This is a genomic window from Olleya aquimaris (assembly GCF_003259525.1).
Lineage (GTDB): Bacteria > Bacteroidota > Bacteroidia > Flavobacteriales > Flavobacteriaceae > Olleya > Olleya aquimaris.
The window spans coordinates 159,949-186,011 of the sequence record NZ_QLLO01000004.1; the positions used below are offsets into that span (position 1 = coordinate 159,949).

At 32.3% G+C, this 26,063-nt stretch carries 24 protein-coding genes and 1 tRNA gene; 11 read left to right on the plus strand and 14 right to left on the minus strand.

Annotation, left to right across the window (positions count from 1 at the left end; translation table 11 throughout):
• Nucleotides 1–24 precede the first annotated feature (24 nt).
• Together LY08_RS07155 and LY08_RS07160 are read right to left on the minus strand one after the other, a co-directional pair.
• Nucleotides 25–1,617: a 4Fe-4S binding protein gene (locus LY08_RS07155; RefSeq protein ID WP_111659764.1), complete on the minus strand. Its 1,593-nt coding sequence runs from the start codon at nt 1,615–1,617 to the stop codon at nt 25–27.
• Nucleotides 1,618–1,626: 9 nt separating this feature from the next.
• Nucleotides 1,627–2,931 (minus strand): NAD(P)/FAD-dependent oxidoreductase, encoded by a 1,305-nt coding sequence (locus LY08_RS07160; protein ID WP_111659765.1) that lies wholly within the window; start codon nt 2,929–2,931, stop codon nt 1,627–1,629.
• A gap of 95 nt (nt 2,932–3,026) precedes the next feature.
• On the opposite strand from LY08_RS07160, the gene LY08_RS07165 reads away from it, so the two are divergent.
• From LY08_RS07165 to LY08_RS07175, 3 genes are all read left to right on the plus strand, one after another.
• Nucleotides 3,027–4,034 carry a glycoside hydrolase family 113 gene (locus LY08_RS07165; protein ID WP_245907566.1) on the plus strand — a complete coding sequence of 336 codons (1,008 nt, stop codon included), beginning with the start codon at nt 3,027–3,029 and terminating at the stop codon, nt 4,032–4,034.
• Nucleotides 4,034–5,290 carry a POTRA domain-containing protein gene (locus LY08_RS07170; RefSeq protein WP_111659767.1) on the plus strand — a complete coding sequence of 419 codons (1,257 nt, stop codon included), beginning with the start codon at nt 4,034–4,036 and terminating at the stop codon, nt 5,288–5,290. The genes LY08_RS07165 and LY08_RS07170 overlap by 1 nt, the downstream gene beginning before the upstream one ends.
• A 148-nt stretch (nt 5,291–5,438) precedes the next feature.
• A complete protein-coding gene (locus tag LY08_RS07175; RefSeq protein WP_111659768.1) occupies nt 5,439–6,065 on the plus strand; it encodes a response regulator transcription factor in 627 nt (208 codons plus the stop codon).
• Nucleotides 6,066–6,317: 252 nt separating this feature from the next.
• Here the strand turns inward: LY08_RS07175 and LY08_RS07180 are convergent, their stop codons facing one another.
• From LY08_RS07180 to LY08_RS07225, 10 genes are all read right to left on the minus strand, one after another.
• A complete protein-coding gene (locus tag LY08_RS07180) occupies nt 6,318–7,007 on the minus strand; it encodes a TIGR04283 family arsenosugar biosynthesis glycosyltransferase (protein WP_111659769.1) in 690 nt (229 codons plus the stop codon).
• A complete protein-coding gene (locus LY08_RS07185; RefSeq protein WP_245907567.1) occupies nt 7,000–7,947 on the minus strand; it encodes a DUF547 domain-containing protein in 948 nt (315 codons plus the stop codon). The genes LY08_RS07180 and LY08_RS07185 overlap by 8 nt, the downstream gene beginning before the upstream one ends.
• A gap of 34 nt (nt 7,948–7,981) precedes the next feature.
• A complete protein-coding gene (arsM, locus tag LY08_RS07190) occupies nt 7,982–8,950 on the minus strand; it encodes an arsenosugar biosynthesis arsenite methyltransferase ArsM (RefSeq protein WP_111659771.1) in 969 nt (322 codons plus the stop codon).
• Nucleotides 8,951–9,028: 78 nt separating this feature from the next.
• Nucleotides 9,029–9,841: a purine-nucleoside phosphorylase gene (locus LY08_RS07195; protein WP_111659772.1), complete on the minus strand. Its 813-nt coding sequence runs from the start codon at nt 9,839–9,841 to the stop codon at nt 9,029–9,031.
• Complete coding sequence (locus tag LY08_RS07200; RefSeq protein WP_111659773.1) at nt 9,838–10,446, minus strand: TIGR04282 family arsenosugar biosynthesis glycosyltransferase; 609 nt, start codon at nt 10,444–10,446, stop codon at nt 9,838–9,840. The genes LY08_RS07195 and LY08_RS07200 overlap by 4 nt, the downstream gene beginning before the upstream one ends.
• A complete protein-coding gene (locus LY08_RS07205; RefSeq protein ID WP_111659774.1) occupies nt 10,439–10,957 on the minus strand; it encodes a rhodanese-like domain-containing protein in 519 nt (172 codons plus the stop codon). The genes LY08_RS07200 and LY08_RS07205 overlap by 8 nt, the downstream gene beginning before the upstream one ends.
• A gap of 3 nt (nt 10,958–10,960) precedes the next feature.
• Nucleotides 10,961–12,016: an arsenosugar biosynthesis radical SAM (seleno)protein ArsS gene (arsS, locus tag LY08_RS07210; protein WP_111659775.1), complete on the minus strand. Its 1,056-nt coding sequence runs from the start codon at nt 12,014–12,016 to the stop codon at nt 10,961–10,963.
• Between the two features lie 56 nt (nt 12,017–12,072).
• The gene (locus tag LY08_RS07215) at nt 12,073–12,408 is read right to left on the minus strand and encodes an arsenosugar biosynthesis-associated peroxidase-like protein (RefSeq protein ID WP_111659776.1); all 336 of its coding nucleotides are present in this window, start codon (nt 12,406–12,408) and stop codon (nt 12,073–12,075) included.
• Nucleotides 12,409–12,479: 71 nt separating this feature from the next.
• On the minus strand, nt 12,480–12,953 hold the full coding sequence (locus LY08_RS07220) for a nucleoside deaminase (protein ID WP_111659777.1): 474 nt from the start codon (nt 12,951–12,953) through the stop codon (nt 12,480–12,482).
• A gap of 106 nt (nt 12,954–13,059) precedes the next feature.
• A tRNA-Phe gene (locus LY08_RS07225) sits at nt 13,060–13,135 on the minus strand.
• Nucleotides 13,136–13,320: 185 nt separating this feature from the next.
• Here LY08_RS07225 and LY08_RS07230 point away from each other — a divergent pair.
• From LY08_RS07230 to LY08_RS07260, 7 genes are all read left to right on the plus strand, one after another.
• Nucleotides 13,321–14,049 (plus strand): type III pantothenate kinase, encoded by a 729-nt coding sequence (locus LY08_RS07230; RefSeq protein ID WP_111659778.1) that lies wholly within the window; start codon nt 13,321–13,323, stop codon nt 14,047–14,049.
• On the plus strand, nt 14,049–15,335 hold the full coding sequence (locus tag LY08_RS07235) for a hypothetical protein (RefSeq protein ID WP_111659779.1): 1,287 nt from the start codon (nt 14,049–14,051) through the stop codon (nt 15,333–15,335). Before LY08_RS07230 ends, LY08_RS07235 begins: the two co-directional genes overlap by 1 nt.
• Before the next feature lie 19 nt (nt 15,336–15,354).
• Complete coding sequence (locus tag LY08_RS07240) at nt 15,355–16,686, plus strand: hypothetical protein (RefSeq protein ID WP_111659907.1); 1,332 nt, start codon at nt 15,355–15,357, stop codon at nt 16,684–16,686.
• Nucleotides 16,686–17,240 (plus strand): LPS export ABC transporter periplasmic protein LptC, encoded by a 555-nt coding sequence (gene lptC, locus LY08_RS07245; RefSeq protein WP_111659780.1) that lies wholly within the window; start codon nt 16,686–16,688, stop codon nt 17,238–17,240. The genes LY08_RS07240 and lptC overlap by 1 nt, the downstream gene beginning before the upstream one ends.
• 59 nt (nt 17,241–17,299) lie before the next feature.
• Nucleotides 17,300–17,482 (plus strand): hypothetical protein, encoded by a 183-nt coding sequence (locus LY08_RS07250; RefSeq protein ID WP_111659781.1) that lies wholly within the window; start codon nt 17,300–17,302, stop codon nt 17,480–17,482.
• Nucleotides 17,483–18,772: a hemolysin family protein gene (locus LY08_RS07255; protein ID WP_111659782.1), complete on the plus strand. Its 1,290-nt coding sequence runs from the start codon at nt 17,483–17,485 to the stop codon at nt 18,770–18,772.
• A gap of 133 nt (nt 18,773–18,905) precedes the next feature.
• Nucleotides 18,906–21,044, plus strand: coding sequence for a SurA N-terminal domain-containing protein (locus tag LY08_RS07260; RefSeq protein ID WP_111659783.1), 2,139 nt, complete (start codon nt 18,906–18,908; stop codon nt 21,042–21,044).
• A 67-nt stretch (nt 21,045–21,111) separates the two neighbouring features.
• Here the strand turns inward: LY08_RS07260 and LY08_RS07265 are convergent, their stop codons facing one another.
• Together LY08_RS07265 and LY08_RS07270 are read right to left on the minus strand one after the other, a co-directional pair.
• Nucleotides 21,112–22,374 carry a GYDIA family GHMP kinase gene (locus LY08_RS07265; protein WP_158526728.1) on the minus strand — a complete coding sequence of 421 codons (1,263 nt, stop codon included), beginning with the start codon at nt 22,372–22,374 and terminating at the stop codon, nt 21,112–21,114.
• Between the two features lie 41 nt (nt 22,375–22,415).
• Nucleotides 22,416–23,714, minus strand: a complete 1,299-nt coding sequence (locus LY08_RS07270) for a hydroxymethylglutaryl-CoA reductase, degradative (protein ID WP_111659785.1) — start codon at nt 23,712–23,714, stop codon at nt 22,416–22,418.
• A 147-nt stretch (nt 23,715–23,861) separates the two neighbouring features.
• On the opposite strand from LY08_RS07270, the gene LY08_RS07275 reads away from it, so the two are divergent.
• Nucleotides 23,862–26,048 carry a S9 family peptidase gene (locus LY08_RS07275; protein WP_111659786.1) on the plus strand — a complete coding sequence of 729 codons (2,187 nt, stop codon included), beginning with the start codon at nt 23,862–23,864 and terminating at the stop codon, nt 26,046–26,048.
• Nucleotides 26,049–26,063 lie beyond the last annotated feature (15 nt).

The window sequence follows — 26,063 nt, forward strand, 5'->3', positions numbered from 1 at the left end:
GCAAAAATACAATTGTTTTTTACATTATTTCTGATTAATTAAATCCATTAAATTTACATCGTTACCTAATAAGATTTCATTTGGATTAATACGCCCTTTCATACTATCGTTTTCCAGTTTAAGCACTCCTCTTGGGCAAACAGCACTACAAATACCACAACCAACACAACTAGAGCGTACAATATTTTCTCCTTTTTGAGCGTAAGCACGTACATCAATACCCATTTCGCAATACGTAGAACAATTACCACAAGAGATACATTGTCCTCCATTTGTGGTAATTCTGAATTTTGAAAACAAACGTTGCTGAAATCCTAATATGGCAGCCATAGGACAACCAAATCTGCACCACACACGATTACCAAAAATTGGATAAAACCCTGTGCCGATAACTCCTGAAAATATAGAACCTATTAAAAATGCATAAGTTTTTCTAAGCGTTTCTGGCTTGAATAAAAACAAATTACTGTTTGAACTGAAATAATAAATGGCGAAAAGTGATATGATAATAACAAAATAGCCAATTGCTCCATATTTTGCGTCTTTAGCGAGTTCTTTTCGCTTAAAAACAAAAGCGCCTACGAAAACAATAGTTAGCAAAGAAGCTACCAAAATTAAAAAAGTGCTTTTTGTAAGCCAATATTTAGTGTTATCAACGCCTAAATAACTATGAACAACTGCGGTAGTCATTAAAACTACGAAAACCAAAACAGAATGTATTACCCAACGCTCAACCTTCCAAGCAAACTGAGATTTATCACTTAACTGTCTAAAACTATCTCCAGCGGTTTCGGCTAAAGCACCACAACCACATACCCAAGAGCAATACCAGCGTTTTCCATATTTGTAGGTTAAAATAGGTGTAATTATAAAAATAGAAGCGATACCAAAAATAAGTAGTCCAGTACCAATGTCACCAGCGCTAATCATAGAATTTACTCGGTATTGCTCAAAGTTGTAATAGTTTAGTGGCCAAATGTTTTTAAGATCGTAATAAGGTAAGCTAAACGAATCCGAATTTAATCTAGCCATAAATTCTGGGATTAAAAAAGCAAAAGCCAACTGAAAAAACATCACAGAACCTGTGCGGATTTTCTCATACCTGTTGTGTCTGTATTTTAAAATAAATTTATAGCCAAAAGCTAAAATTGCCAAGGTATAAAGAGTACCATATACAAACCACTGACTTGCTGGATTACCACTTAGCAACCTACTTAAAGGATCAAATAGTGCAATTAAACCTGTATTAGCCACTCCTTTTTCTGTTAAGCCTAATAATTCAGGGAAAAAATAAAGCACAATGTAAAACCCAGTTAATACCAATCCAGTTAACCATCCTATTAATCCTCTAGAAGAAATTGATTTAAACCATACGCCATCGTTTTTAATGCCTTCAGAAGTATTTAAATAGGCATTGTTAGCAAACCAAACAGTCCCAAATGCAATTAATAATAATGCAATAGTTAATACTAGTCCTCTGTTAGTAAACTGAACATTGAAAATGGCTAAAAGAAAAATAAACAGACCTAATATACCAATTGCTGATGCTATTTTTTGCGATTTAGATAATCCGTAAGAATTAGCCAAAGACATACTATAGTTTAATTTATTACTCATAATTAGTTGTTAGGCTGTTTGTAATTGATTGTTGAAGGCTGCTTTAATGTCTTTTTCAAAATGTTTGTAAAACTCTGGGTCAAAATTGGCTTCAGCTAAATGATTAACCACATAATCTACATCCCGTTTTTCTGTTAACCATTGATCAAAAGTTTGATGACGCATTCTAATCCCAAAGGTGTTGATGCCTAAAAATTGATTAGTGTCTTTATGGTAAGCAATGGTTATACATTTGGTATCATCATCGTGTTTCCAATGAAAATGAGTTTCGTAATCTGGTCGTCCTTTACTACCAAATACCCAACCATAGGTTTGGTATTCTATATCTAAAAATTTAGCGCTATTAAACCAATGACCAGGATTGTACTGCATAGAATTGCCACAAATAGTTTGCGCCAAAACTTCTCCCATCATTCGTCCTGTATACCAAACAGCTTCAATAGGTCGTCTGTTACCAATTGCTTCACGTTGCTCTGCACAATCACCAATTGCGTAAACATCTTTTATGTTAGTTTCAAGGTAACGATTAACTAAAACCCCTTTATTAGTTTCAATTTTACTGTCTTCTAAAAATGAAATATTAGGAGATACACCAGCTGTTAAACCCACAAAATCACAAGTTAATTCTTCACCAGTTTCTTCAATAATAATGGATTTTACTTTTCCGTTTTCGTCAGAAATAATTTCTTTTAAATTACTACTTAAACGTAAATCAATATGATGCTTTTTAATGTGTCTGTTTATCATTTCGCTTTCGCCTTCAGGCAAAACGCCATTCCAAAAACTGGATTCGCGTACTAAAAAAGTAACAGGAATATTTCTAGAATTTAGCATTTCTGCCAATTCAATTCCTATTAAACCACCACCAACAATAACAGCGCGTTTACAGACTTGATTGTTAGGTGCAACCACTTCTAGATTATCTAAATCTTGTTTACTGTATAAACCTTGTACGCCTTTTAGATCTTGTCCTGGCCAACCAAATTTATTAGGTTTACTACCAGTTGCAATGACCAATTTATCATAGGTTATAGTGTCACCTTCAGCAAAATGAAGTGTTTTAGAGTCAGTATCTATTGTATTAACATAGCCTTTTTTAAGGTTTATTTTGTTTTTCTCCCAAAACCAGTTTTCATAAGGTTGCGTGTGTTCAAACTTTAGGTGTCCCATATATACATACATTAATGCTGTACGAGAGAAAAAATAGTCAGTTTCGGCAGAAATTATAGTAATTTTTTTATTAGATAATTTTCTAATGTGTCTAGCAAGTGTGACGCCAGAAATACCATTACCTATAATTACAATATGCTCCATAGTTTTGGTTTAGTTATAAAAGCTAAGTCGAAGGTTTTGTAAAAACCTTAATCAATTATTTCTATTTGTTTAAATTTAGAGATAAATTGACACTTATGAGATGGATTTTTAAAATTTGTGTATTCTTCTGTTGTTTTGGTTGCTCTATGACACCTGTTATAAAAGAAAAAATTAATGGAGTAAGCTTTGTAGCGCATAGAGATAGTATATCTCAAAAAAATGTCGATCCATTACTTAACATTAATGCTAACTATGCTGCAATTATGCCTTTTGCTATGATTAAAAGTTTAGATAGTCCAAACGTAAATTACGATGCAGAACGACAATGGTTTGGAGAAACAATAGTAGGTGGTAAACAATATATTAATACTTTAAAAAAGTCTAATATAAAATCTATGTTGAAGCCACAATTGTGGGTTTGGAAAGGAGAGTTTACGGGTTTTATTGAAATGAAAACAGAAGACGATTGGAAGATGCTTGAAGACACCTATTCTAAATTTATATTAGCGTTTGCACAAGTAGCTCAAGATACAGAAACTCCAATTTTTTGTATTGGCACAGAACTAGAAAAATTTGTTGAAGCAAGACCAGACTATTGGACTAGTTTAATTACACAAATTAGATCTATTTATAAAGGGAAATTAACTTATGCTGCCAACTGGAATGAGTACAAAAAAACACCCTTTTGGGAGCAATTAGATTATATTGGTATAGATGCCTATTTTCCTGTTAGTGATAGTAAAACACCTACAGTAGAAGAATGTTTAAAAGGTTGGAAAAAGTACAAGGATACAATAAATAGTTACTCAAAAAAATATAATAAACCCATCTTGTTTACCGAGTTTGGCTACAGAAGTATTGACTATTCTGGTAAAGCACCTTGGACAGTAGATAGAGTAGAAAGTAAGGTTAACTTAGAAGCGCAGACTAATACAACCAAAGCGTTATTTGAAACGTTTTGGAAAGAGGATTGGTTTGCAGGTGGTTTTATCTGGAAATGGTTTATAAACCATGATAAAGTAGGAGGGTTAAATAACAACCGCTTTACACCGCAAAACAAACCTGTAGAGCAAGTTATTAAAGCACAATACGGTTTATATTAATGAGATTTTTTTATTTTTTTATTGTCTTCGGAATTACATTTTCAAGCACAACATCTCAAACAATTACAGATATTAAAATCGAAGGAAATAAAAAACTTAAAACCTCTTTTATTGAAAAAATTTCTAAAACGGAAACTGGACAATCCTTAGATTCTATTCAATTAGAAGATGATATAAAATTATTAAAAAGATTGCCTTCTGTGTCTTTTGCAGATTATAAAGTTGAATATACTGATGAAGGTAATTACACTGTAATTTATACCATTGAAGAAAACTTTACTATTATTCCATCTGTAAATGTTTACACGTCTAATGAAGAAGATGTTGCCTACAGAATAGGTCTTTACGAGTTTAATTTATTAGGTCAAAACATGACTTTTGGAGGTTTTTATCAAAAAGATATTTATAACTCCTACGGTATTAACTTTAGAGCACCCTATTTGTTTAGTCGCGAGTTTGGATTAGCTATAAACCATCAAGATTGGCAAACCCAAGAACCCGTTTTTTATGATGAAGCGACAGTAAATTATAGATATAGAAATAAGGCTTTTGAAGTTTTAGGCTTGTATCAACCCGATTTTAATAATCGGTTTGAGCTTGGAGTTAATGTATTTAAGGAGAATTATTCTTCCCTTGAAGAGCAAACCTTATTTAATTTTCTTTCAGAAATTTCAGCTAATAAAACCATGATTAGAGGAGTTTATGAGTTTAATAATCTGGATTTTAATTACCAATATGTTTCAGGGTTTAAAAGCATGCTTAACTTGCAGTATGTTACCACAGACAACAACCAATTACCAGAATTTTTAATTGGCTGGAACGACTTTAATTACTACAAACGTTTGGGACAAAAAGGTAATTGGGCAAGCCGACTAAGGGTAGGTTTAGCCACCAATAACGACAGTCCATTTGCACCATTTTCTCTAGATAATAATTTAAATATTAGAGGAGTTGGAAATACGATTGATAGAGGTACAGGTGCTATAGTTTTAAACACAGAATATAGACATACGTTAATTGAAAAAGGTTGGTTTGTCCTTCAAGGAAATGCATTTATTGATGCAGGATCATGGCGAAATCCAGGTGGTGATTTAGGCGACTTTGGCGATGCAGACAACCTAAGAGTTTTTCCAGGAGCTGGTTTAAGATTTATACACAAATCTATTTTTAATGCTATTTTTAGAATAGATTATGGGTACGGAATTTCTAAAAAAGATGGTCGTGGCTTAGTATTTGGTATTGGACAATATTTTTAACAACTTACTTCTATTAATCTCAATATTAAAACATTATCCTCTAATCAAATTGCTTAAACATTATAATTATATATTAATAATATTGGGTTTATATAAACCGTGATAAACATTAATTTACTAACTTTAGTTATTATTTTATTAACTAATAATGAAGGTTTTAGTTGTTGATGATCATGTTATTTTAAGAAAAGGGATCATCCAAATTTTAAAAAATGAGTTTAGTAACGCTTCTTTCATAGAGGCTTCTAACGGAATTGAAGCTTTAAAACTATTGACCAAAAAAGTTTTAGATATTGCTCTAATAGATATTTCTATGCCAAAAATAGATGGTATTGAAGTTGTAAAAAAAGCTAAATCTTCACAAATTTCTACACCAATTTTAATTTTAAGTATGCAGCCTGAGGAGCAATATGCAATAAGGGTTTTAAAAGCTGGCGCTCATGGTTTTTTAAAAAAAGATTGTGATCCAGAAGTATTGATTGAGGCAGTAAAAAAAGTACTTGATGGTAAAAAATATATTTCTGAAAATGTTGCAAATATGTTGGTTAATACTACTACTTATAAACCAGTAGATTCTTTAATAGAATTACTATCAGATCGTGAGTTGGAGGTTGTAAGGTTAATGGCTAGTGGTAAATCTGTAAAAGAAATTGCACAAAGTATTTCTTTAAGTGCAAATACTATTAGTACCTACAGAAGTAGAATTTTACAGAAACTGAATCTAAAAAATAATGCTTCCATTGTCAAGTTTGCAGTAGATAATAACATTATCTAATAAATAATTGTGGTCTAAAACACTACATAAAAATCATATTTATCATTAACATGTTATTAATTAGTGTTAGATACCTTTGACTTCCTGAAAATAAGTAAAAAAGGGATTTTTTTCGAATTATAAGTATAGGAGTGATTGATAGCAACTTTTATGATTTTTAATTATTTTCAAAATATAACTAACTAAACAAGATATTTATACTTTGTTTTAAATATCTGAAAAACAAAGGTGGTATTTATTTACCACCTTTTTTTATGTAATGTGTTTTTTGTAGTAGTTATATAAATCTTCTGGTGAAGCACCAAACCACTGCTTGATGTAGATAGTCCAAAAAAGATATTGTAACTTCCACACACCAATTTTTTCATATAATCTTGCAGAGGTTTTTAATTTTTTATTAATGACAACAAACTCCTTCCGTTTGTATAATTCATTAATTAAAATATTGTCTTCGTAAATAGTATAGATTTCGTCAAAACCACCAATTTCATTAAATAGTGCTTTAGTTATAAATTGGCTTTGGTCGCCTCCTCTACAAGCACGCCATGAAAATTGTGTTAGCCAACTAGCTAAACGCAACCACCAATGGTTACTATCAAATTGAAGTCTAAAACAACCGGCGTTATTTCCTTTTGTAATTTCATTTAGTATAAGTTGGTCGTAATGTGTTGGTGGAAAAGAATCTGCATGTAAAAAATAGAGTATGTCTCCTTTAGCCATTTTAGCACCAAGATTCATCTGTTTTGCACGACCTTTTTCTGAATGCAATACAGTAATGTTGAGGTCCAATTGTTTAATGAGGTTTACAGTATTATCTGTACTGCCACCATCTACAACTATAATTTCTTGAATAGTATTTAAAGATGCATTATCAATTAAATGATACAACACCTCTGTAATGTGCTTTTCTTCATTTAAAACTGGAATAATAATACTAATCATTTAAATCCCAATTGTAATCTTTATAGCTAATTTTTGCGTCTTCAGAAATGTTAGTTGTAGTGTATGTATTGATAAAATCAATTAAGCTACCATTCTGTTTAAAATCGTTATCAAACCATCTAAATATTTTAGATAATTTTAAACTGTTTTCAGAAATTTCGTTACGTTTTGTGTCACTTAAAAACTCTTTTGTAGCATTGGTTAATTGCGTTTCTAAATGTTCAGCAGTAAAGGCTTTGTTTTGCAACTTAGGACAAGAATACGAGGCGCAAACAATAGCAAAGTGTATACGTGGTTCGTCCATTTTACGTAATATCTGGTGCTCAATTTCATCTAAATTGTACCATTTATTACCCAATTTCCAAAGACGTTGTTTCCATGGGTCTTTGATATCTTTAATGCTCTTAATAGGATAGTTTCGTAGTATTAAATCTACTGTTAAAGCGTTGTATGTGTTAATCCAATAGGCAAGTTTTTCTTGTTTAGACCAACTGTCAGTCGGAACATTTTCACTTAAAGCATCAATATAAACTGCTAGTATAGTTTTATCACTTTTAAATTGTAGATAGTTTACATTTCCTTGGTCAGAGACATGTTTTTCTAAAAGTGTATTCCATCTACCATGACTAAACGTTGCTAAGCTATCTTGTTTAGGTGGTTTAGGAGGAAGTGTCAAATATGCTATAGTGTCTGTTTTTTTTGAATTGTTTGCTATAACTTGATTAGCCTCTTTATATGTATCTACTTCTGCAATTACATTGTTTTTTTTATCCTTAACTTCAATAGTTTGTGTAATAGAATCTTTAGTAGTTTCAGAGATTTTATCAACTGTTACAAAATTGTTTTGATAGATTTTTTCTGAAGAATTTAAAGCCATCTTTTTAGCATTACAGCAAGATGAAGTAATTAAAGCTAATACTATTATTAGTAATTGTTTCATTAAAAAAAGAGGTTTTAAAATCAAGTTATATTAATTAACAGCAGCCACCACCATCATAGTGATAGGTAGATTCGCTAATAAAAATATCATCTCTTCCTAAGTCTGCCAATGCACCAGCGGTTTTGTCGCAAATAGCAATAGGTTGATTTTTTAGTAAAATATGTCCTTTTTTATCATCAAAATAATCTTCGCTTCCAAAATAAATAGCAGCTTTACCTGTAAAAATGCAAGGTCCATCTTCTGGCATTGGGTCTTTAATTGCTGCAACTTCTATAGATTCGATATAAATTAACTCGTCTGTTGGGTAGTTTTTAGGGTCTAAAATTCTGTATGGTTTACGTGCTCTAATTTCAATAGTTCCAAAACCAGCATCAGTTAAGGCTTTAACATATTCAGCAATTGGTAAGCTTCCGCTTAAGCACAGGGCACGCAAACGGTCGTCATTACGTAAGGTGTCATTCATAGGTTGTTCGCACGTTGGATCGCTCATCACTAATCTTCCGTGTGGTTTTAAGACACGATACATTTCGTCTATTGCTTTTTTTAAGTCTTCCGCTTTAAAAATATTGAATAAACAGTTTTGTGCTGCAACATCAATAGAGTTATCGTCAACCGGTAAGTTTAAAGCATCTCCTTTTTTAAGATCTACAAAGTCGCTTTTAAACCAATCGTTTTGCGCTTCGGCTTCAATAAAATTTTTCCGAGAAGCCTCCAACATTTCATCAACCACATCTACACCAATAACACCTCCTTTTTGACGATTAAAATAAGAGAATTGTAAAAGCTCCATGCCACCACCAACACCAACATAAAGCATTTTTGGGTTGTTGGTTAGGTCTCTTGCATTAACTGTGCTTCCGCAACCGTAATTCATTTCTTGCATGATTCTAGGAATTTTCAAACCTGGTAATTCCCAAATAGGGTTGGTCGTACAACATAGTCCAACATCTGGTGTTAATGCTGCTTCTTTGTATAAATCGTTTGTAGCGTCTAAATAGCTCATAAATTTTAGTATTCAGTTTTCAGTCTCAGTTTACAGTTACAGTGAGACTGAAAACTGTGACTGCGACTGCCAACTATTTTATAATATCTTTATTAATTCTTTAAATAGTGTAATCATTTCTGGTTCTGCTTTGTTAGCCATAGCGATAATTTCAGCAATGTCAACAGGCTTTAAATTACTTGGGTCGCATTCGTCAGTCAAAACTGACACTGCGCCAACTTTTAATCCTAAGTGATTAGCAACAATAACTTCCGGAACCGTACTCATACCCACAGCATCTGCACCAATAATTTTAAGCATTTTGTATTCTGCTCTAGTTTCTAATTGCGGACCTACAACACTAGCATAAACACCTTCGTGTAGTTTGATATTATTGGCTTTAGCAATTGCTTTTAATTTAGAGTTTACATCCAAATTATAAGGCGCACTCATATCTGTAAAACGCTCGCCAAGTGCTTCAACACCTTTAAATGCTAAAGGAGAGCTACCTTGGAGATTAATATGGTCATCTATTAACATTAGTTCACCTTTTTTAAAGTCTAAATTAATGGCTCCAGCAGCATTTGATACCAGTAGGGTTTTAATACCCAATTTTTCCATAATTCGCACAGGATATGTTACATCTTGCAATGTGTAGCCTTCATAAATATGAAAACGACCTTGCATAACAATTACCTTTTTGCCTGCTAGATTTCCGTAAATTAATTTTCCTTTATGAAACTCGACAGTAGCTGTAGGAAAGTTAGGAATATGATTATAACTTACCTCTTGAATAATATCTAGCTCATCTGTTAGTTTGCCCAATCCTGTACCTAAAATTATTCCCACTTCTGGGTTTTCAAACCCTTTGTCTTTAAGGTAGTCTACAGTTTTATTAATCTGCTTGATCATGTTGTAATTAATGCTTTAAGTGTCTCGTTATTTTTGATGTCTTCAAACGTATCTACGTCATTTAGGGGTTCTAACAAAAATACGCTTTCATTTTGTAAATTTCTTATGGTGTCTTCAAAAACAGATGCTGTTCCCCAATTTTTGTTTTTAAATACATCTGTATGCATTTTTTTCATGCCTAAAAGATAATAACCACCATCTTCTGCAGGACCAATAACAACATCATTATTAGTTAAGGCATTAAATGCATCTGTGATGTGATTTGGTTTTAAATCGTATAAATCACTACCAACTATTATAATATTTTGATAACCATTATTAAAACCATTTTCAAAAGCCTTTTGCATTCTGATACCTAAATCCTCACCTATTTGTTGATGCTTTTGATAAATGCTATTGTCCCAAATATCGTTGTCTCTAATTTTAACCGAATAATAAACTGCTTTGTCGCAATCTAAATTACGTAAAACACTCTGGGTGTGTTCTAATAACTTTTTATATATCGCTAAAGCAGAAGTGTTGCCAATGGTTTTGGCTAATCTTGTCTTAACTTTTCCTAATTCAGGGTTTCTGGTAAAGGTGATGATGAGGTTTTTGTTAGTCATTATCTTGATTTGATTCTATGTCAAAAACTTTAATCCCTTTTGTTAACCATTTGCTCCAATGTTTATTAAAAACATGGATGTTTTCCGTTTCATTATCTTTAGTGTCTACCACACTGAAACCATTATTTTTCCATTCAAAAATGCCACCATATACATTATAAACATTAGTATATCCAACTTTTTTAAGTTGTTCTGCTATGGTTTCAGAACGTATACCTAATGAGCAATACACAACAATAGTTTCATTTTTATTAGGTAAGTTTTTAATAACTTCATCTAAATTAAAAGTAGTGTAACCAACAAAAATGGCATCTTTAAGGTGGCTAACTTCAAATTCATATAACTCTCTTGCATCCAATATAATAGCGTCTGTTTTTGGCATTGCTAATTCTTGAACGCTGATATATGGAACACTATTAGTATTGTGCTTTTTTAAAAGCTCAGACAGAGTGTCTTGCGACCACGCAATACTGGAAAATAAAATAAAAATAAAAAATATATAATGTTTCATAAGTTAAGCGACACTACCTTGACAGCTGCTTCCTGCTCCTGCAGTACAACCATAACAATGCTGAGAGATGACAATGTTACGACCTTCTAAGAGCTCTTCGTTATATTCTGATATGTGTTTAGCCTTACTATTAACCGGTAATTCTAGCATTTGGTTAAAGTCGCAATCAAACAAATACCCATCCCAACTTACAGATAATGTGTTAGTACACATGACGTTTTTAACAGCAGCTGGATTATAAGCTTCTACTAGAGCATACATATAATCCTCGTAATTTTCTGAAGCAATTAAATAATCTAAAAACCGTGCTATTGGTAAATTAGTAATGGCAAATAAATTATGAAAATTGATACCAAAATCTTCCATTAATGCTTTTTTAAAGTCTTTTTCCATTGCAGCTTGATCACCTGGTAAAAAAGCACCACTTGGATTATAGACTAAATCTAATTTTAATGGGCTATCTGGCATACCATAACCAACAACATTAAGCTCTTGTAGGGCTTTTATAGACATGTCAAAAACACCTTCGCCACGTTGTTTGTCTGTTTTTCCTCTAGTCCAATGTGGCATAGAACTAACCACATGTATGTTGTGCTTTTTGAAAAATTCTGGTAAGTCGTAATACTTTTTATTAGCTCTAATAATGGTTAAGTTAGAACGCACAATAAAATCTTTAATACCAATTTTTGAGGCTTCTTCTACAAACCATCTAAAATTAGGATTCATTTCTGGTGCGCCACCTGTTAAGTCTAAGGTATGTGCTCCAGTGGTTTTAATGACATCCAAAATTTGTTGCATGGTCTCTTGCGTCATAATCTCCTTACGGTCTGGACCTGCATCTACATGGCAATGCTCGCACACTTGATTACACATGTAACCAACATTAACCTGTAAAATTTCTAATGTTTTCGCTTTAAGCGGAAATTGATTACTTTCTGAAATCTTACTTTTAAAAGTCGGTAACTCGCCATTTTGAAAAATACCATTGGATAAAATTTCTAATTGCCTGTTAGTATTAGCTAAATCGCTACCTTGTTTTTTAAGGGATTTTGTTGCCATGTATTGGATAGTCTAGTTTGTAGTTTTTACGTAATTAATAAGTGTATGGTTTTATTTTAACCATCTAACTTGTTAACTTTATTCATCATTTGTACACCATGAACTAATGTAGCTCCGCTTTTAATAGCAGCGCCAACATGGATGGCTTCCATCATTTCTTCTTTGGTGATACCTCTTTGTAATCCATCTTTAGAATATGCATCAATACAATAAGGACACTGCTCTGTATGCGCTACAGCTAATGCTATTAAAGATTTTTCGCGAGCTGTAAGTGCGCCTTCTTCAAATACTTTTCCGTAATAATCAAAAAACTTGTTGCCAAGCTCTTCACTCCATTCCGTGATTTTTCCAAATTTTCTTAAGTCTGCAGGATCGTAATAAGTTTTTGACATAATTTTTTTTGATAAAGATATAAATCTAGAATTTGTTTGTCGAAAAGTTATGAAACTACTAACAAAACTTATTAATATTCTGTTTTATCCTCTTTTTTAGTCCACTCTTGAAAAGGCTCTAATGCAATCTCTCTTGCTAATTGCTCAAAAGGGATGCTTCTTTTATCATAAGGTAATGGGATTTCTTTGTAAATAAACTCGTCATCAAAACCAATATTGGCAGCATCAACCTGGTTGCTTCCGTAATAAACTTTGTCTGGTCTAGCCCAATAAATGGCACCTAAACACATTGGGCAAGGTTCGCAAGAGGTATAAATTTCGCAACCCTCTAATTGAAAAGAATCTAGATTCTTGCAAGCATCTCTAATGGCAGTAACTTCTGCATGAGCTGTTGGGTCGTTTGTTGAAGTAACTTTGTTGTTTCCGCGTCCTACAATTTTTCCGTCTTTAACAATAATGCAACCAAACGGTCCGCCTTCATTGTTGTTCATTCCTTTTAATGCTGCGTTTACAGCTTCTTTCATGAATTGTTCTTTGTCTGTCATTGATAAATGTTGTATTAGCTAATTTACTACTTTTTGTAGTGAATTAAAATTGAATAAGTTAGTGTTTATAACCAAAAAACCCGATTCAGTTGAATCGGGTTTTTAGTGGTGGTGCCTCCAGGAATCGAACCAGGGACACAAGGATTTTCAGTCCTTTGCTCTACCAACTGAGCTAAGGCACCAGTCGCATAATTGCGGATGCAAATATATATTCATTTTTAGAACTAGCAAAACAAAAATTACAAAATTTATTGAGTATTTCTAGTATAATGGTTTTAAATCGTTTACTTGGCTCAATTTCAATATTATAAAATTATTAAGACTTATATTATATTGGTTTTGTAAATTTAGCGTTTTTAGAATCTGTATGAATTTAATAATTGATGTTGGAAATACCAGAACTAAACTTGCTGTTTTTAAGGAAAACAGTATTGTTGAAAGGGAAGTTGTCAATACATCTAGCATTTTAAAAAGCCTAAAAACACTAAAAAAATCATATACTAAAATTAATAATGCCATAGTATCTTCTGTTGGTCATGTGGACGATAAATCTATACAGTATTTAAAAAAGAAATTTAATTTTTTAGAGTTATCTCATGAAACACCAGTTCCGTTTACAAACTTATATGCTACACCAACTACCCTTGGATTAGATAGAATAGCTTTAGTTTGTGCTTCTGTACAACAATTTTCGGATAAAAATGTTTTAATAATAGATGCTGGCACCTGTGTAACTTATGATTTTATTAATTCTAAAAACGAATATTTAGGAGGCGCTATATCGCCAGGAATAAGAATGCGATACCAAGCGTTACATAATCAAACAGCAAAGTTACCATTGCTGGAAACCAAGATTCCAGAGCATTTTATAGGTAACTCTACAATGACCTCAATAAACAGTGGAGTTGTTAATGGAATTTTAAACGAAATAGACGGAGTAATCAATCAATATAAGACTGAATATCCAGATTTAACAATAATTTTAACAGGAGGAGATGCTAATTTTTTGTCTAAACAATTAAAAAGTAGCATATTTGCCAACTCAAATTTCCTACTAGAGGGTTTGAATTTTATATTACAATATAACATAGTCTAATGATAAAAAAACTTGTATTAGTTTTTATTGCATTATTTGCAATTCAAAGTTACGGTCAGGATGGTACCGCTTCACCTTATTCTTTTTACGGGATAGGAAGTTTAAAATTTAAAGGGTCTGTAGAAAACCGTAGTATGGGAGGTTTGGGTGTATACAAAGATAGTATCCACATCAATTTTTTAAACCCAGCAACTTTTACAGGTAACAATTTGACCACTTTTAATAACGAGTCTAGACCTGTAAAATTTACAGTTGGAGGAAGTTTTACAAGTACAAGTTTAAAAACTGAAAGTAGTGAAGATAAAGCACAAAGCACAACATTTAACTATTTAGCATTATCTATTCCCGTTGGTAAATTTGGATTTGGATTTGGTTTATTACCATACACTTCTGTAGGGTACGAGCTTGAAACTTTAGACAGTGAGGGTAGAGTAGATTTTAGATACTTTGGTGATGGAGGAGTCAACAAAGCCTTTTTTAGTCTAGGATATCAAATTAGTAATTCATTAAGCATTGGTGTAGAAATGGATTACGATTTCGGAAATATAAGAAATAACACTATTAATATTTTGTTTAACGATTCCGGAGAGCCTTTAGATTATTATTCTGTAGAGAATAGCAGATCAGATATTAGTGGACTTAATTTTAATCTAGGACTGCATTACCAAAAAATGATAAATTCTAAATTGGAATTCCAAGGATCTGTTACTTACACTCCTGAAGCTGAGTTAACCTCTAAAAATCAAAGAACTATTTTTACCGATAATGGTACAAATGAAAGCAATATAGAAGTAGATTTGGAAGCATCTAACCTAGCAGAAACCAAATTAACATTACCTACTAAATATAGTGTTGGAGCAGGATTAGGTGAGCCAAGAAAATGGTTTGCAGGTGTGGAGTATACATCACAAAATACAAGCGAGTTTTTTAACCCTTTTTATGGTAATGTTGGCGCTACATTTGAAGATGCTTCAAAATTATCTGTTGGTGGATTTTATATCCCTGAATACAATTCGTTCTCTAAATACTGGAAAAGAGCTACTTACAGGGCTGGATTACGATTTGAAAACACAGGATTAAATATAAATAATCAATCCATAAAAGAGTTTGGCATGTCTTTTGGAGTAGGTTTACCAGTTGGAAATGTATTCTCTAATGCCAACTTAGGATTAGAGTTAGGACAAAGAGGAACAACAAATGCCAATTTGGTAAAAGAGAATTTTATAAGTTTCCAAATTAGTCTATCGTTAAATGATAGATGGTTTCAAAAAAGAAAATATGACTAACAGCATAAAATTTAAGATTATGAAAACTAAAATTACTTTATTAATTGCCTTAATGTTTGGACTAAATGTTGGGTTTGCACAAAGCAATGAAGAGTGTATGACTAAATTGTCTTTAATGACAGAGTCTGCCAAAGCAAAAAATTATGAAGCTGCTTACCAGCCATTTATGGACTTAAGAAAAGACTGTCCTAAATACAACAAGGCAATTTATGTATATGGTGAAAAAATATTAAATCACTACATAGATAAATCTTCAGGAGCAGAAAAAGTGGCTTACATCAACGATTTAATTAAAATGTTTGATGAAAGAATGGCAAATTTTGCTAGCGAGTCTCCAGCAGGAGAATACCTTACAGAACAGTGTCAATTAAAATATGACAACAAAGCTGCATTAGGGTTATCTGATCAAGATTTATACAATTGTTTTGATGCTGCCTATAATACAGATAAAGAAAACTTTAAAAATGCTAAAAGTCTTTATGTATACTTTAAGCTAATGGTTAGCCTTTATGATTCTGGCAACAAAACAGCACAAAACTTATTTGATAAGTATGATGATGTTTCAGAAAAAATTGAAGCAGAAACTGCATACAACTCTAAAAAGTTAAACGAGTTAATTACAAAAGAAGATGCTGGAACAGCTTTAACTAAAAAAGAAGGTAAGTACAAAAAGTACTATGGTCAAATGATTGAAGCTTTTGAAAAAGTTCAGGATGGTGTAGATGCAGATTTAGGAGATAGAGCTAATTGTGAAAACTTAATCCCATTATACAAAAAGGATTACGAAGCAAATAAAAACAATGCAGTATGGTTACAACGTGCTATGAACAAGTTATACTCTAAAGGGTGTAAAGACGATCCAATGTTTGTAACAATTGTTAAGCAAAAAAATACTTTACAGCCTGATGCTAGTACAGCATATTATCTATATGTAATTACTGGAGAGCAAAAGTATTTAGACCAAACTATGGATTTAGAAACAGATCCGTTTAAAAAGGCTAAATTATATTACAGAGCTGCATTAGACTTTAAAAATAGTGGAAGCTATGGTAAAGCAAGACAATATTTCCAAGAAGCGTTAAGTTTAAATCCATCTAACAAAAAGCCTTACGAGCATATTGCAAGAATGTATGCTGCAAGTGCAAACAGTTGTGGAGATGATAACTTTAACAAACGTGCAGTGTTCTGGTTAGCTGCAATAGAAGCAGATAAATCTGGAAACAGTAGTCTTGCATCAAGTTACAGAGCAAAAGCACCTACTAAATCTGAAATTTTCACTAAAGGAAATGCTGGACAAAGCATTAGAATTGGATGTTGGATTGGTAGAAGTGTAACTGTACCAAACTTATAATGCCAAAACATAAATTACATATTATAAAAAACTCAGTCATAGCAATTGCTATGACTTTGTTTTTTTCGTGTAATGACCATTTAAAAGACGTTAATAAAATGAGTATGTCTGCTAACGATCCAGTAGGTATCTCAGATAGTATTAATGTTAAATACACAGACTCTGGACGGTTATCTGCAAACTTAATTAGTCCAAAAATGTATGATTTTAGTAACAGAAATTTTTCATATTCAGAGTTTCCTGAAGGTGTAATTTTACATCTATATGATGCAAACAATGCACAAACTACAGTTATATCAGACTATGCTATTGTTTACAATAACACAGATTTAATAGACCTTAGAGGTAATGTTATAGCAGCGACACCTACAAAAGATACATTGTATGCAGAGCAATTGTATTACGACCAGAAAAAAGAATGGTTGTTTACTAATCAACCTGCTACCTACAGGTCTAAAGGATATGTCACTAGTGGTTTAGGTTTTGACTCTGATAAAGATTTTAAAAAAGCTGAGGTTTTAGGTGTTACTGGTCAATTTGCTGTGCAAGAATAATTTTAAAATATCTCCAAGACTACTTTTTTAGTATCTTTACTTAACAACATTATATCTAAATGAAAATCTTTAAATTTTTTCAATACGCTTATTTAGTTTTTGCAGCCCTATTTTTATACGATGCCATTTTTAGTTGGGAAGAACGAGGGATTATGTCATTACTTTTAGGTTTGACCGCAATTTTTATGTTCTTTTTCAGAAAAAGATTCAATAAAAAATTTGATAACCAAGACCGTCAATAAATGGTGTCTTCAATTGTTATTATAGTTGCTTGTTTAATTTTATCTGCTTTCTTTTCAGGTATGGAGATAGCTTACGTGTCTTCTAACAAAATTCATATAGAAATTGAAAAAAAACAAGACGGATTTTTAGCAAATATTCTATCAAAAATCACAGCAAAACCATCCAAGTTTATAGCAACCATGCTAATTGGAAACAATATAGCATTAGTTATTTACGGGTTTTTTATGGGTGATTTGTTAATGGATTGGTTTCAGAGTATGCTTCCAAGCAATAATGCTTTAGTCACTTATTTGCTTACAGATTTCAGTTTACTTTCTCAGACTATTTTATCGACATTACTTATATTATTTACTGCAGAGTTTTTGCCTAAAGTTTTTTTCCAAATTTATTCAAATACCTTACTAAAAGTGTTAGCTTTTCCAGCCTACATGTTTTATGTGCTATTTAGTTGGGTGTCGGATTTTGTCATTTGGATAAGTGACGTGGTATTAAAAAAGTTTTTTAAAACCGAAGGAGACCAAGTACAACTGGCTTTTACTAAAGTAGAACTTGGGCATTACATTAGCGAGCAAATGGAAAGTGTAGAGGAGCATGAAGATATAGATTCCGAAATACAAATTTTTCAAAATGCGTTAGAATTTTCTGAAGTCAAAGCAAGAGAGGTAATGGTACCTCGTACAGAAATTATTGCAATAGAGTTGCAAGATTCAATTCAAAATTTAAGTGCTTTATTTACAGAAACAGGTTGCTCTAAAATTTTAGTGTACAAAGAAACTATAGATGATATTTTGGGTTATGTACACTCGTTTGAGTTGTTTAAAAAACCAAAAAATATTGGTTCTATGATTATGCCAATAGAGCTGGTTCCGGAAACAATGCTAATTAAAGACATTTTAAATGTGTTAATTAAAAAAAGAAAAAGTATTGCAGTAGTTGTTGATGAATACGGAGGGACTTCTGGAATTATGACTGTAGAAGATATTGTTGAAGAACTTTTTGGAGAAATTGAAGATGAACACGACACAATAGATTTAATTGAAGAACAAATTAATGAAACCACGTATGTGTTTTCTGCTAGAGCAGAAGTGGATTATTTAAACGAAACCTATAAACTAAATTTACCTGAAGGTGAAAACTACGAAACTTTAGGTGGATTAATAGTAGACCATACAGAAGAAATTCCGCAACAAAACGAAGTGGTTTCTACAGAAAATTTTGACTTTAAAATTATTGAAGTTTCCAATACTAAAATAGACTTGGTAGAGCTTAAGATAAAAGAGGAAGACTAGGCTATAACTGTAAATCTAGACCCTTTTTTCTACTATAATATTCTTTTCATCTATTTATTATAAAAAGTGCTTTTATTATTGAATAGAAAATGGTATTTTCGCCCACTATATTTCACAAAATTCATAACATAAAATGGCAATTTTAAATAAAATTAGACAAAAAACATTCGTATTAATCTTAGTTATTGCATTAGCATTATTTGCTTTTATTTTATCAAGTTTATTTGATAATAAAGATGCATTATTTTCTAAGTCTCCAGACGTTGTAGCCACAATAAATGGAGAAGACATTTCTAGAGAAGAGTTTTCAAACATGGTCGAGTTTCAACAACAACAAAGACCAGGTTCTTCTATTAGTCAAGTCATGAATAGTGTGTTTGAGGCTAAGGTTAGAGAAATTATAATGGATGGTCAGATTGAAAAATTAGGGATGACTGTAGAAGCAGACCAGATGAGAGACCTAATTAAAACTACCTATGCAAATGATCCTACGTTTTTAAATGAAGCAGGTCTTTTTGACGAGTCTAAATTAAAATTGTTTCTAGATAATTTAAAAAGCTCATCTCAAGAAGCTTACCAAAATTGGGTAGCTAGAGAGCAATCTTTAGCAGCTAATGCTTTACAAGCAAATTATTTTAACATGGTTAAAGCTGGTACTACTGCAACTTTAGCAGAAGGACAGTTAGAGCATAAATTAGAAAGCGAAAAAGTAGATATCAAATACGTACAAGTACCATACACATCAATTGCAGATAGCACGATTAAAGTATCGACTTCAGAAATTAAAGACTACATTACTAAAAATGCTAATGCGTATCAAGCAGATGCAAGTAGAACATTTCAATATGTATTTTTTAAAGAAGAAGCGTCTTTAGAAGACGAAACAAATATCCAAAACGATTTAAAAGCGTTGCTAAAGGATCAGGAAGTTTATAACGAGACTTCAAAAGAAACTGAAACAAGAGTTGGATTTTTAAACACTAAAGACCCAGAAACATTTGTAAATGGTAATTCTGACGACTTAAAATTTGTAGATAAGTACCAGTATAAATCTAGCTTTCCACAAGCAATTGGAGATAGCATTTTTAAATTAGATGCAGGTCAAGTTTATGGACCATATAAAGATGCTGGTTACTATAAAATAACTAAGGTTTTAGATTATAAGAAGTTAGCGGATTCCATCGAGTCTAGCCATATTGTTATTCCTTTTGTTGGAACAACTAGAGCAGCTGCAGATGTAACTAGAACCAAAGAAGAAGCTAAAGCAATGATAGACAGTATCTTTCCTTTAGTAAAAAATAATAAAACAAAATTTGCTGAAGTCGCTAACGAAATCAATTCTGACGGAACAAAAGGAAAAGACGGAAGTATAGGTTGGACAAGATTAACAACTTACAATCCTGCTAGTTTTGATCCAGATTTTGCAAACTTTTTATTTTTTAATGATAAAGGAAGCATCGATGTGGTGTTAACTAAATTTGGTTACCATATTATTAGAGTTGACGATAAGAAAAATGTAGATACTGCAGTAAAAGTAGCAACCGTTGCTAGAAAAATTGAACCATCTACTGCAACAGAAGATAAAGTTTTTGAAAACGCGTCTAACTTTGAACTAGCAATTGCTAACGGTAGCTTTGCAGAAGTGGCTAAAAAAGAAAATTACGAAGTACGTCCAATGACTGCTAAAGAGTTGGATGAAAATATTCCTGGTTTAGGAAATCAGCGTCAAATTGTACGTTGGGCTTTTGAAGACGAAACAGAAATAGGAGACTACAAACGTTTTGATAATGTACCAGGTGGTATTGTAATTGCACAATTAACAGCAAAACAAGAAAAAGGGTTAATGAGTGTGGAAGATGCATCTGTAACTGCATTACCAGCTGTAAGAAAAGAAAAGAAAGCAAAATTAATTATGGATCGTGTTAGTGCAACAACTCTTGAAGATTTTGCTGCAGCAGAAAACCAAACGGTTAAATCATCTTCTGCAATAAACATGAAAAATCCAACCATCGCTGGAGCTGGACAAGAGCCTTTAGTGGTAGGAACAGCTTTTGGGTTAAAAGAAGGAGCAACTTCTAAATTAATTAAAGGTAACTCTGGCGTATTTATGGTACAAGTGACTAAAAAGACACCAGCAGTAGAGTTAGATAACTACTTACCATTTGCTAATCAAGTAAGCTCTCAAAAATTAAGTGCAGTACAAGCAAGATTGTATAATGCGCTTAAAGTTGCAGCAGAGATTGAAGATTACAGAGCAAAAACAGTACAGTAAAACTCGATTTTAAATATAAAAAAAGCCTCTTGAGATAATCAAGAGGCTTTTTCTTTTTGAAAATAATTTATTTGTTTAAAACCATTGAGTCATACTTTAGTATCGTGTCAAATCCTTTGGATTTAAAATAATCTGTAGGATTGGTTTTAGAGGCAACTAAAATAAAATCACCTCCCCAAGCACCTAAACTTTTAACACTACCCTTAAACTCTTTAAAAAGCTCCTCTTTTACAGGTCTTTGATTAGTGATTTTGCCAATTATAGATTCGTGTTGATCTATCAATTCTTGAAATTGGTTTAAAGTGTCACAGGTCGCAAATGCATCAGTCAAAGCATTAATATCTTGGATAGTTTCAGCTAAATGATTTTTATTAGCTTTATAATGTGCAATCCCCTCGCGACTATTTTGCTTTTTATTTAAATGAACAAAATAGAGATGCTCTGAAAATGAAGGATTAAAAGATATAGTGTCAACTTGAGGTTGCTTGTTTTCTAGCTGGTATATTAAAGCTGAATGATGTTGCGCACAAGCAATATCATAACCACTTCCACCAAAAGTTAAATCCAATAATGAATAGGCATCTACCTCTGCCCATTGGGCTATATTATTAATTAATGTAGACGAGGTGCCCAATCCCCAATTTTTAGGAAATTCTAATGACGTACTGACTCTAAAACCAGTGTTGCCACTCAGGAAATTTGGATTTAATTGCTGTGCAGCATTTAAAATCTGAATAAGTCTATTAAAGACATCGTTATTAGAAGTAAAGGACGAAGTAATCTGCTTAATAGTAAACTCCTCCTCAAACCAAACCGTATTGTCTTTATTAAAACTGGTCCAAATAATTTTAGTTTGGTCAATGGGTTCCACCTTTAAATGTTGCCCAAAAACAGTAGGTACAGCTAATGCTTTTGCACCATCTAGTACTACATATTCTGCAGTTAATAATAATTTTCCTGGACTGTAAAAGGTTTGCATATTTAAAATAGATTGTTCTTGTTTCTTGGTGGCTGAGCGTAGTCGAAGCCACTTTTTATAGTGACTTTCGTTTTGGCACTCTGCTAATTTAGGAAGCAATTCTAAATGATTCTTTATTAATGCTATTTTTTTATTCCTGTTCCATCCCTGAATTTGTTTTTCTCTATAAAATGCATCATCAATTCTATTAAACTCTTCCACAAAAACTAAAGTTACTGGAAGTCGTTTACGTGTATGGTTAGCACCTTGTCCACTGTTATGTTGTGAAATTCTTTTTTCTAAATCAATAGTACTTCCAGTGTAAAAAGAACCATCAGAACATTCTAAAATATATACAAATCCTTTAGGCATTATCATTATTTGTAGCTTCGACTTCGCTCAGCTACCACGAATTATTGTCTCAATTTTTCAATAGCTTCAACAACAGCACTATGGGTTACCACATGAGTTTTAAAATGGTTGACTATCTGTTTTTTTTCAACGTTAGTAGCTTCAAACTGATTTAGAATATTCATCAAATGCATTTTCATGTGTCCTTCTTGTATTCCTGTTGTCGTCAAACTGCGTAAAGCTGCAAAATTCTGAGCCAAACCAGCAACAGCTACAATCTGCATTAAGTCTTTTGCGGTAGGTTTTCCTAATATATCTAATGCTAATTTTACAAGAGGATGTAAACTAGTCAATCCGCCAACAGTACCTAAAGCTAATGGTATTTCCATCCAAAAAGTAAAAATTCCGTTTTCTATCTTAGCATGTGTCAAACTGCTGTATTGCCCATCTTTTGAGGCGTACGCATGGATGCCAGCTTCTACTGCTCTAAAATCGTTACCAGTAGCAAGTACTACAGCATCAATACCATTCATAATACCTTTATTGTGTGTCACAGCTCTGTAAGGCTCGACTTCTGCAATATTAACAGCTTGCACAAATTTTTCAGCAAATTGTTCTGGGTTAATATCTTTTTCGGCTAAATCTTCTACAGGACAACTCACTTCTGCTCTAACTAGACACTCAGGCACGTAATTAGATAAAATGCTCATCACTATATCTATTGGTTGTGCTAAGTGTTTTTCAGCTTCAGCTATAAACGTTTTAGCAAACTGTTCTAAACAAGAATTAATAAAATTTGCTCCCATTGCATCTAGGGTTTCAAACGTAGCGTGCAATTGGTAGTAATGGTCTAATGCGGTAGTTTTATCTATTAATTTGATGTCTAAAATACCACCACCACGTTTTTCCATGTTAGTGGTAATGGGTTTTGCATCACTTATTAATTGTGGTTTAACAGAGTTGAAAAAATCTTGTAGCGCTTGTAATTGACCCTTGTAAGTAAAATGTACCTGACCAATTTTGGTGGTAGATAACACTTTAGTTTTAAATCCACCACGTGATTGCCAGAATTTAGCAGCTTTACTAGCTGCAGCAACCACAGAGCTTTCCTCAATGGTCATTGGTATGGTGTAAATTTTGTCATTAATCACAAAATTAGGCGCCACACCAAACGGTAAATAGTAATTGGTTACAGTGTTTTCTATAAACTCGTCATGTAATTGTTGTAGCTTTTCATCGCTATTCCAATATTGTTTAAGGATGTGCTCTGCGTCTTTATGTGTTGATAAATGGTTTTTTATCAGCCAATCAATCTTTTCGGTTTTAGATAATTTAGAAAATCCGGAAACTAATGCACTCATACAATTTATTTTGAATTGCAAAGATACTATTTACCCATTTAATTTTTACTTGCCATTAGATTATTGCTGATTTATCTGTTAATATTTAGGGTTTTTTGGGTATTTTTTAGTAAACTTGACATCCTATTATTAAATTATTATAATTAAATGAAGATTTTAAGAATTCTATCCCTTTTCTGCTTTATAGCAACAACGGTTTTAACCGCTCAAAATAAGCAAATTACACTAGAAGACATATGGAGTGGCACCTTTAGAACTGAAGGTTTAGACGCTTTACACTCGATGAAAAACGGACAACAATATTCCGTGTTAAATTTTGATCGTGCCAATGGTGCAACTACAATCGATATTTATGATTATAAGACTTTGGAAAAGGTAAATACCTTAGTGAGTTCTTCTTCATTAAACGATATTAAATACTTTACAGATTATACCTTTAGTGATGACGAGAGCCAAATACTATTAGCTACTGAAGAAGAATCTATTTTTAGACGCTCATCGTTAGGAAAATACTACGTATACAATACCAAAACAAAGCAAACTACCTTGGTTGCTGAAGAAAAAATTCAAGAACCGACTTTTTCTCCAGACGGAAATAAAATAGCCTATGGATTAAATAATAACTTATATGTTAAGGATTTAATTACAGGTAATACCAAGCAATTTACCTTTGATGGCGAAAAAAATAAAATTATAAACGGAATTACAGACTGGGTTTACGAAGAAGAATTTGCTTTTGTACGTGCTTTTGATTGGAATGCCGATAGTAATAAAATTGCCTTTATTAGGTTTGATGAAACTGACGTACCTGAGTTTTCTATGGATGTATACGGAAAAGAGTTGTACCAAACTCAAACTGTTTTTAAGTACCCTAAAGCAGGAGAAAAAAATGCAGAGGTGTCATTGCATATATACGATTTAAACAAAGACAAGCTGCAAGAGGTTAAGGTTGAAAAAACGTATTCAGACTTTTATATTCCAAGAATAAAATGGTCAAAAGCAGGTAACATGCTTAGTGCTATTTACATGAATCGTCACCAAAACGAATTAGATTTATGGATGATAGATGCTGAGGAAAACAAGTCCTACTTAACTATAGAAGAAAAAGACAAAGCTTATATTGATATTACAGATAACTTAACGTTTTTAAAAGATAAAACCTTTATTTGGACTAGTGAAAAAGATGGCTATAATCATGTGTATCACTACGATAAAAAAGGAAAACTTATTAACCAGGTTACAAAAGGAAATTGGGAAGTAACAGATTATTATGGTTATGACGATAAAACAGATCGAATTTTTTATCAGTCGGTAGAAAATGGAAGTATTAACAGAGATGTGTATTCTATTAAATTAAACGGAACAGATAAACGCAGATTATCTCAAAAAGAAGGGACTAATAACGCGGATTTTAGTGCAGACTTTTCTTTGTATATCAATACATTTTCTAATGCAACAACGCCTTATCTATACACTTTAAATGATGCTAAAACTGGACAAGTTTTAAAAGAAATAAAAGATAATAGCGATTTAAAGGAAACCTTATCAAACTATCAATTATCTAAAAAGGAGTTTTCGACCATCAAGGTTAATGGAAATGACTTAAATATGTGGATCATAAAACCAGCTAATTTTGATGCCACTAAACAATATCCATTGTTTATGTATCAATATTCGGGTCCAGGTTCTCAACAAGTGGCAAACAGATGGAACAGTGCTAACGATTATTGGTACCAAATGCTAGCACAACAAGAGTATATTGTAGCATGTGTTGATGGTCGTGGTACTGGATTAAAAGGTGCTGACTTTAAAAAAGTAACCCAAAACGAGTTAGGTAAATATGAAGTCGAAGACCAAATCGACGCTGCAAAATTATTAGGTGCAAGACCATATATTGATTCTAGCCGAATTGGAATTTGGGGATGGTCCTATGGTGGTTTTATGTCAAGTAATGCTTTATTTAAGGGTAATGATGTGTTTAAAATGGCAATTGCAGTTGCACCAGTAACTAGCTGGAGGTTTTACGATTCTATTTACACAGAACGTTACATGACCACACCACAAGAAAACCCAAGTGGATATGATGAAAATTCACCAATAAATCACGTGGATAAATTAAAAGGAGACTTTTTATTAATCCATGGAACAGGAGATGATAACGTACACGTACAAAATACCATGCGTATGGTAGAAGCTTTAGTACAGGCTAATAAACAGTTTGAATGGATGATTTATCCAGACAAAAACCATGGTATTTATGGTGGTAATACACGATTACATTTATATACAAAAATGACAAACTTTATAAATCGTACTTTAGGCGATAAACTTTAAAATAAACTAACTAAT

Bases quoted from the DNA above. Each gene is read 5' to 3' on its own strand.
- LY08_RS07155 (WP_111659764.1), bottom strand. From the start codon at position 1,617: ATGAGTAATAAATTAAACTATAGTATGTCTTTGGCTAATTCTTACGGA.
- LY08_RS07260 (WP_111659783.1), top strand. From the start codon at position 18,906: ATGGCAATTTTAAATAAAATTAGACAAAAAACATTCGTATTAATCTTA.
- arsS (WP_111659775.1), bottom strand. From the start codon at position 12,016: ATGGCAACAAAATCCCTTAAAAAACAAGGTAGCGATTTAGCTAATACT.
- LY08_RS07170 (WP_111659767.1), top strand. From the start codon at position 4,034: ATGAGATTTTTTTATTTTTTTATTGTCTTCGGAATTACATTTTCAAGC.
- LY08_RS07180 (WP_111659769.1), bottom strand. From the start codon at position 7,007: ATGATTAGTATTATTATTCCAGTTTTAAATGAAGAAAAGCACATTACA.
- LY08_RS07165 (WP_245907566.1), top strand. From the start codon at position 3,027: ATGAGATGGATTTTTAAAATTTGTGTATTCTTCTGTTGTTTTGGTTGC.
- LY08_RS07275 (WP_111659786.1), top strand. From the start codon at position 23,862: ATGAAGATTTTAAGAATTCTATCCCTTTTCTGCTTTATAGCAACAACG.
- LY08_RS07175 (WP_111659768.1), top strand. From the start codon at position 5,439: ATGAAGGTTTTAGTTGTTGATGATCATGTTATTTTAAGAAAAGGGATC.
- LY08_RS07265 (WP_158526728.1), bottom strand. From the start codon at position 22,374: ATGCCTAAAGGATTTGTATATATTTTAGAATGTTCTGATGGTTCTTTT.
- arsM (WP_111659771.1), bottom strand. From the start codon at position 8,950: ATGAGCTATTTAGACGCTACAAACGATTTATACAAAGAAGCAGCATTA.
- LY08_RS07195 (WP_111659772.1), bottom strand. From the start codon at position 9,841: ATGATCAAGCAGATTAATAAAACTGTAGACTACCTTAAAGACAAAGGG.
- LY08_RS07230 (WP_111659778.1), top strand. From the start codon at position 13,321: ATGAATTTAATAATTGATGTTGGAAATACCAGAACTAAACTTGCTGTT.
- LY08_RS07205 (WP_111659774.1), bottom strand. From the start codon at position 10,957: ATGAAACATTATATATTTTTTATTTTTATTTTATTTTCCAGTATTGCG.
- LY08_RS07255 (WP_111659782.1), top strand. From the start codon at position 17,483: ATGGTGTCTTCAATTGTTATTATAGTTGCTTGTTTAATTTTATCTGCT.
- LY08_RS07185 (WP_245907567.1), bottom strand. From the start codon at position 7,947: ATGAAACAATTACTAATAATAGTATTAGCTTTAATTACTTCATCTTGC.
- LY08_RS07240 (WP_111659907.1), top strand. From the start codon at position 15,355: ATGAAAACTAAAATTACTTTATTAATTGCCTTAATGTTTGGACTAAAT.
- LY08_RS07235 (WP_111659779.1), top strand. From the start codon at position 14,049: ATGATAAAAAAACTTGTATTAGTTTTTATTGCATTATTTGCAATTCAA.
- LY08_RS07160 (WP_111659765.1), bottom strand. From the start codon at position 2,931: ATGGAGCATATTGTAATTATAGGTAATGGTATTTCTGGCGTCACACTT.
- LY08_RS07215 (WP_111659776.1), bottom strand. From the start codon at position 12,408: ATGTCAAAAACTTATTACGATCCTGCAGACTTAAGAAAATTTGGAAAA.
- LY08_RS07200 (WP_111659773.1), bottom strand. From the start codon at position 10,446: ATGACTAACAAAAACCTCATCATCACCTTTACCAGAAACCCTGAATTA.
- lptC (WP_111659780.1), top strand. From the start codon at position 16,686: ATGCCAAAACATAAATTACATATTATAAAAAACTCAGTCATAGCAATT.
- LY08_RS07220 (WP_111659777.1), bottom strand. From the start codon at position 12,953: ATGACAGACAAAGAACAATTCATGAAAGAAGCTGTAAACGCAGCATTA.
- LY08_RS07250 (WP_111659781.1), top strand. From the start codon at position 17,300: ATGAAAATCTTTAAATTTTTTCAATACGCTTATTTAGTTTTTGCAGCC.
- LY08_RS07270 (WP_111659785.1), bottom strand. From the start codon at position 23,714: ATGAGTGCATTAGTTTCCGGATTTTCTAAATTATCTAAAACCGAAAAG.